Source organism: Mesorhizobium sp. M7A.F.Ca.MR.362.00.0.0, assembly GCF_004023175.1.
GTDB lineage: Bacteria > Pseudomonadota > Alphaproteobacteria > Rhizobiales > Rhizobiaceae > Mesorhizobium.
Genome location: NZ_RZTF01000025.1, coordinates 16,947 through 22,073, shown reverse-complemented (window position 1 = coordinate 22,073; position 5,127 = coordinate 16,947). Strand labels below are relative to the sequence as shown.

Sequence of the window (5,127 nt, the reverse complement as noted above, 5' to 3'; positions counted from 1 at the left end):
GGTCTACATCTGCGACAATCAGTCGACGGACCGAACGCTTGAGATTGCCCAACGCTACTGCGGAGCCGGATTGATAGGATTCGAAACCATCCCGCATAACGGCTGGTATTGCTGGGAGCACCTTCTTCGTCGCAAAGAGGAACTGTTTCAGTCGCTCGAAGCAGACTGGTTCATGCATGTTGACGCTGACGAGATCCACCTTCCGCCGACTTCGTACTCATCGTTGGTCTCCGCCATTGCGGCAGCCGACGCACTCGGCTTCAATGCGATCGAATCTTCCGAGTTTACGTTCATTCCTACCAGAGAAGCTCCCGATCACGACAATCCCGATTATCAACACACGCTGCGCACCTACTACCCGTTCCGGCCAACCTCCCCACACTGCGTCCGTGCCTACAAGAAACAGGACGGCCCCATGGAGATTGCGTGGTCAGGCGGCCATCTCGTACGGTTCGCGGGTCCGGTGAGGCTTTACTCCGAGCGTTTTCGCATGAAGCACTATCTGTTCCTTAGCGCAGAGCACGCCGCATGCAAGTATGCTGGCCGCCGGTTCCTGAGCGAAGAGGTCATTGGTCGTGGCTGGCACGGATGGCGACCCCGCTTGCGATCAGAGGATATTCTGCTGCCGGACGCCAGCCACGTGCGCGCCAGCGCGACGGACGACGATCTGGACGAGGCCAATCCATGGTCGGCACACTGGCTTGAGCGGTACGCCTCGTGAATGAGGTACACCTCCCCCGCGTCCTGGCGATCGCGGATCGACCCGGCTGGGCGATTGATCGCAAGACCCAAAATCTCCGGCGCGTGCTGGAAAGAAGGTTCGAGATCGTCCAACGATTTCAACATGATGTGACTGAGTCGGACGTGAACACGGCGGACATCGTGCTCATCTTCTATTGGCTCCAGATCTCGAAGCTGCCCCTGCCGGAATCGGCCCTCGCCAGGCGGTCTGACAGGCTGCTCGTCGGGATCTGCAGCCACAGAGAGCTGGAGGGCGAATTCCGCGAGCCCGGGCTCGCCGCCCTGCACCGGCTGGCGCGCGCTGTCTTTGTCAACAATCGGCAGTTCGAGCACGAATACGGTCCTCTACTGCGTGTTCCGGTCCACTACACGCCCAATGGAGTCGACACGACGTTCTTTTGTCCCGCACAAGAGCCACAACCCGGTTCTGGCGAGCTCCGTGTCGGATGGGCGGGAAGTCTCGGCAACCATGGTCCAGCACATCGCGGCTTCCACGACGTCATCGAGCCCGCGGTAGCGGCCGTGCCGGGCGCGCGCCTACTGACGGCGATTCGCGAGCAACGCTGGCGTAGCCATGACGAGATGCCCGGCTTCTATCGGGATCTCGACGTTTATGTCTGCGCCAGCCTCAGCGAAGGCACTCCCAATCCTTGCTTGGAGGCGGCGGCGTGCGGTGTCCCTTTGGTGACCACCCGTGTGGGAAACATGCCCGAGCTGATTCGGGATGGCGACAACGGGCTGTTCTTCGATGGAACTGCGGAGGGGCTTGCGAACAAGCTAGCCTTGTTGCGGGACACGCCATCGCTCCGGTCGAGGATGGCCGCCCGCATGATCGAGACGATCCAAGAGTGGGATTGGGGCGTGCAGGCGGAGAACTACGCGCGCATGTTTGCCTCGTTGCTTACTGCGGGCGGAGCTGTCGGGCCCATGAGATGAGCGGCTTCGGGTGTGCCCTGCCAAACCTGACCTTTGTAGCGCCATTCGAGTTTTCCCGGACCCTTGCTCTTCCGTACCTCGCGCAGCAAGGATAACGAGGCGGCGCTGCGCTTAAATCGTTGTTTTTGCGCAAAACTGCGAAGTAGAAGCACTCCGAAACACGCTATCCCCACGCCCTTGGGAACAAGGAATAGCGGCCCCACGTTGCCTGGGGTATTCAGTCCCGAGTCGTCAGAGCGGCGCTGATCAGTGCCGCCGCGTCAGCCGGGCGCGCGCCCACCTCCAACCGGAAGGTCGGCACCGCATTGACCAGCCCGGCGATGGTCGCCAGCCGGCGTTTCTGCATCGGCAGCAGCCCGGTCATACCGGTGCGGACGTTGTCCACCGCCAGTGCCACCATTGCGTCGGTGCCGGCCATGGCGACGAGCCGGCTCTGGCTTCCGGCGGAACGCGCCAGGTGCAGAAGGGCCGCCACCGGCCGGGCGGACGCGTTTTCCACCCGGATGATATCCTCCAGCCTTTCAAGCGAGACGGGCTGTTCGCTGTTGCGATCCCAAGTCTGGCCAAGGCAGGGCGCCACCTGCGGGATCATCTCCGCGGTCTTCCGATGGATCTTGACGGCGCGCGGCAGACCCCAGGCTACGACCTTGCCCGAAGTGGCATGCACGATCATGGCGTCGTCGGAGCAGAGGCCAAAGCCCTGAGTTGCCAGCGCGAGTGACGTCGTGGTCTTGCCGGTGCCGCTCGGAGCATGGATCAGCACCACCGCATCGCTGTCCGGCAACGTCAAGCCGGCAGTGTGCAGCATATGCTGGCCACCGGCGTCGAGCGCGGCGTCGAGCACCAGCATTGCCGGTGTCCACGCGGCTTTCGCGCCGGGGCGGATCCGGAGTTCGGCCCATCCCGCCACGCCGTTGATGGCAACGGTCTGACGCCCGGGAAATACCAGATGGATGATACCACCATCCTCGAACATCCGGCAGGGACCATCCTCCGGCACCTCGCCATCGAAGACGAGGGATCCGTTGGGCGCCTCGTCCAGGGTGTCTGTCTCGGCGATCTCGAGACGAAAGTCCGGCTCGACGGGTTCCGCGATACGCAGGCTGCCCAGCATCCGGTCGAAATCCTGCCACAGCTCCGGGCGCTCGGCCGATATGCCAAGTATCAGGCCGTTGAGGCCATAGCAGGCTGAAGGTCTGGTCAAGCGGGACGCGCCTTTACGGCATCGGCATGATGACGATAGATTTCGACCATGCCGGGAAGCTTGTCGCTGACCACCGGCCTGCCATCGAGGCAGACCCAGCAATGCGCTGCCAGGCGCTGCGCTTGCATCGACTGCGGATCGACGCCGAAGCGCAGGTCCGGATCGAAGCCGGCCAGGCGCAGGAAACGATGACCGAGCAGACCCTCCCTCAGGCACCTGCGGTCACGCATCAGCCAGGGACGGCGGACGGCGCGGTTGACGCTGGCGACTATGTAGGCGGACGGCAGACCGCGATAGGGCGTCGACGAGGCGAGCGGCGCCCATTTGAGCACCTCCTCGAAGCTTCGGTTGGTGACAAGGACCGGCATCAGCCGCGCGCTTGCCCAGAGATGGCAGCGAAACAGAGCGCGCAGGAGCGGGCCGTCAGCCATCAAGCACCTGGAGCGGCGAGGATACCTTCAGAGATCAGATCCGCGGCCAGTGCCGCCATGTCCTGATCGAGCGTCCCCTTGTCGACCTCGAACTCCTCGCAAAGCAGGTCGACGATCTGGTCGAGGTTGCGCGCGCCGTCCACCTTGTCGAGAAAGGCTTCGGTCGTGCCGTTGCATGTGTAAAGCTGGCCGCTGCGCGCCAAAAGCACGACTGCGCCATCGCCCACATGCTGCACCGAGGCATCCTCGGCCAGCCGCAGAACGGTTCCAGAGACTATTTCCACCATGCCCCTCCAAGCCACGCTCGTCCCGGAAATCAGATAGCGCGGAGGTGGAGCGCTGTCTATCAGCCGATCATGGGAGCCCAGTGCACGGGACCAACAGCTTTGCTGACGGATTCGCCGAGCCAGTCGCGTTAGAACCTGCTCGGTTGCGTCTTCCCGGCCGCATTCGTCCCAGAAATAGTCATCGATGAAATGTGACAAGCAGCGGGCCTGCCGGCAGCGGACGTTGCATTTCTTCCCCTAAGTAAGGTAAAACCTGTCCGGGTATTGGGGAGATAGCGTATGCGTTACAATTGGGAGCGGGCTCCGACGAGCTTCGAACGTCACAGAAAAGCGCTGGCCACAGCCATTTTGATCGCTGGCGGCATTGGCCTCATGCTTGTGGCCCTGCCGATCTAGAAACAACCTTTCAGACAGAGCGGCTGCCGGCGCCTGGGCGTGACCTCTCAGCGTGGCTGCCCGGTCACCGCGAGGAAGCGGCGATCGCGCCCCTCGAAACCCTGGCTGAAACGCTGCACCAGCACGACGATCATCGCCGGCTTGCCGGCTGGGGTGAGTTCGTAGGATTCCGACAGGCTGTAGGAGGTCGGGCAGTTTCTTGAGCCCGGCACGGTCTTGTCCTCGTGCAGGATCTTGAACGGCTTGCCATCCTGGCCTTGCAGCGTCAGCCGGAAGCCGAGGGCCTTGCCCGCCTTCTCACCCTGAAGTGGCTTTTCCTCTTGAAGTAGCTGGTCGCCTTGCCGCGTCACATCGAAACTCGCCGAACAATCGCTCGTGCTGGCCGCCAGGATTTCGTCGAGCTGGATGGTCGAAATGCCTGTTTCGCCATGGAGCGGCGCCAGCCATTTCTGCGACACCTGCTCGAGGCGAGAAATGTCTTTGTAGGCAACCATTTCGCCCGGAAAGGTGAACTTGTCGGAAGCCGTCTGCTCGGCTGGGGATATGATGGCATATTGGGCGAGAATGGGCGCCGCCTGAGCGGCGGCCTGCGCCCTCGCCTGCTCCAGCGTCAGTGTCGCCTCCTCCGTCTCGTCGACGACGAGGATCGGCTTACCGCCAACGAACTGATCCGTGCGGGTATCGATGATGTCTATCTGCGACCAGCCAGAGTCCGAGGCGCCGGCGTCGAGCGTTCCATATTGCTCGAAGGCGAAATAAGCGCCATCCGGCGAAAAGCCGATGATGTGCCGTGCCGCGGCATCGCCAGCCTGAGCGGTTCCAGCGGAGATCGCGAGCACGACACCCATGACCAATGGGAGCGCAAGGCGCCCGATGATCCGCACAGCAGCAAACATCCCCACTCCAATCTCGAATCGCAATTTCATAGCTGCTTGCCCCCAAGCGCCAGGTCGATATCGGCCGTACAATGGCGTGCATTTGCGGCCAAGGGTAGAGCGCGCTATCTGGAGGGAAGAAAATCATTCCTGGGGAGGTATGGATGGCTTCACGCTATCACGAGGTCTATGAAGGCTGGAAACGCGACCCGGAACGCTTCTGGGCGGACGCAGCCGGCGCCATCGACTGGTATTCG

General features: G+C 62.4%; 7 protein-coding genes. 3 read left to right on the top strand and 4 right to left on the bottom strand.

Translation table 11 applies throughout. The features are described 5' to 3' along the window. Positions 1-721, top strand: a 721-nt coding sequence (locus tag EOC06_RS05950) for a glycosyltransferase family 2 protein (RefSeq protein WP_245469355.1), incomplete at its 5' end; no start/stop codon positions are given. Then, the gene (locus tag EOC06_RS05945) at positions 718-1,677 is read left to right on the top strand and encodes a glycosyltransferase family 4 protein (RefSeq protein ID WP_128307315.1); all 960 of its coding nucleotides are present in this window, start codon (positions 718-720) and stop codon (positions 1,675-1,677) included. The genes EOC06_RS05950 and EOC06_RS05945, both read left to right, overlap by 4 nt. A gap of 217 nt (positions 1,678-1,894) precedes the next feature. Here the strand turns inward: EOC06_RS05945 and EOC06_RS05940 are convergent, their stop codons facing one another. From EOC06_RS05940 to EOC06_RS05925, 4 genes are all read right to left on the bottom strand, one after another. Then, complete coding sequence (locus tag EOC06_RS05940) at positions 1,895-2,881, bottom strand: serine kinase (protein WP_128307314.1); 987 nt, start codon at positions 2,879-2,881, stop codon at positions 1,895-1,897. Continuing rightward, positions 2,878-3,312: a lasso peptide biosynthesis B2 protein gene (locus EOC06_RS05935; protein ID WP_127808136.1), complete on the bottom strand. Its 435-nt coding sequence runs from the start codon at positions 3,310-3,312 to the stop codon at positions 2,878-2,880. The genes EOC06_RS05940 and EOC06_RS05935 overlap by 4 nt, the downstream gene beginning before the upstream one ends. Continuing rightward, a complete protein-coding gene (locus tag EOC06_RS05930; protein WP_164898480.1) occupies positions 3,312-3,599 on the bottom strand; it encodes a PqqD family protein in 288 nt (95 codons plus the stop codon). Before EOC06_RS05930 ends, EOC06_RS05935 begins: the two co-directional genes overlap by 1 nt. 443 nt (positions 3,600-4,042) lie before the next feature. After that, the gene (locus EOC06_RS05925; protein ID WP_245469354.1) at positions 4,043-4,891 is read right to left on the bottom strand and encodes a DUF2259 domain-containing protein; all 849 of its coding nucleotides are present in this window, start codon (positions 4,889-4,891) and stop codon (positions 4,043-4,045) included. Positions 4,892-5,034: 143 nt separating this feature from the next. On the opposite strand from EOC06_RS05925, the gene EOC06_RS41785 reads away from it, so the two are divergent. Continuing rightward, the coding region (locus EOC06_RS41785) for an acetyl-coenzyme A synthetase N-terminal domain-containing protein (protein WP_245469360.1) at positions 5,035-5,127 on the top strand (93 nt) is incomplete at its 3' end.

Coding starts and splice junctions, on each gene's coding strand:
- EOC06_RS05935 (WP_127808136.1), bottom strand. CDS start 3,312: ATGGCTGACGGCCCGCTCCTGCGCGCTCTGTTTCGCTGCCATCTCTGG.
- EOC06_RS05930 (WP_164898480.1), bottom strand. CDS start 3,599: ATGGTGGAAATAGTCTCTGGAACCGTTCTGCGGCTGGCCGAGGATGCC.
- EOC06_RS05925 (WP_245469354.1), bottom strand. CDS start 4,891: ATGTTTGCTGCTGTGCGGATCATCGGGCGCCTTGCGCTCCCATTGGTC.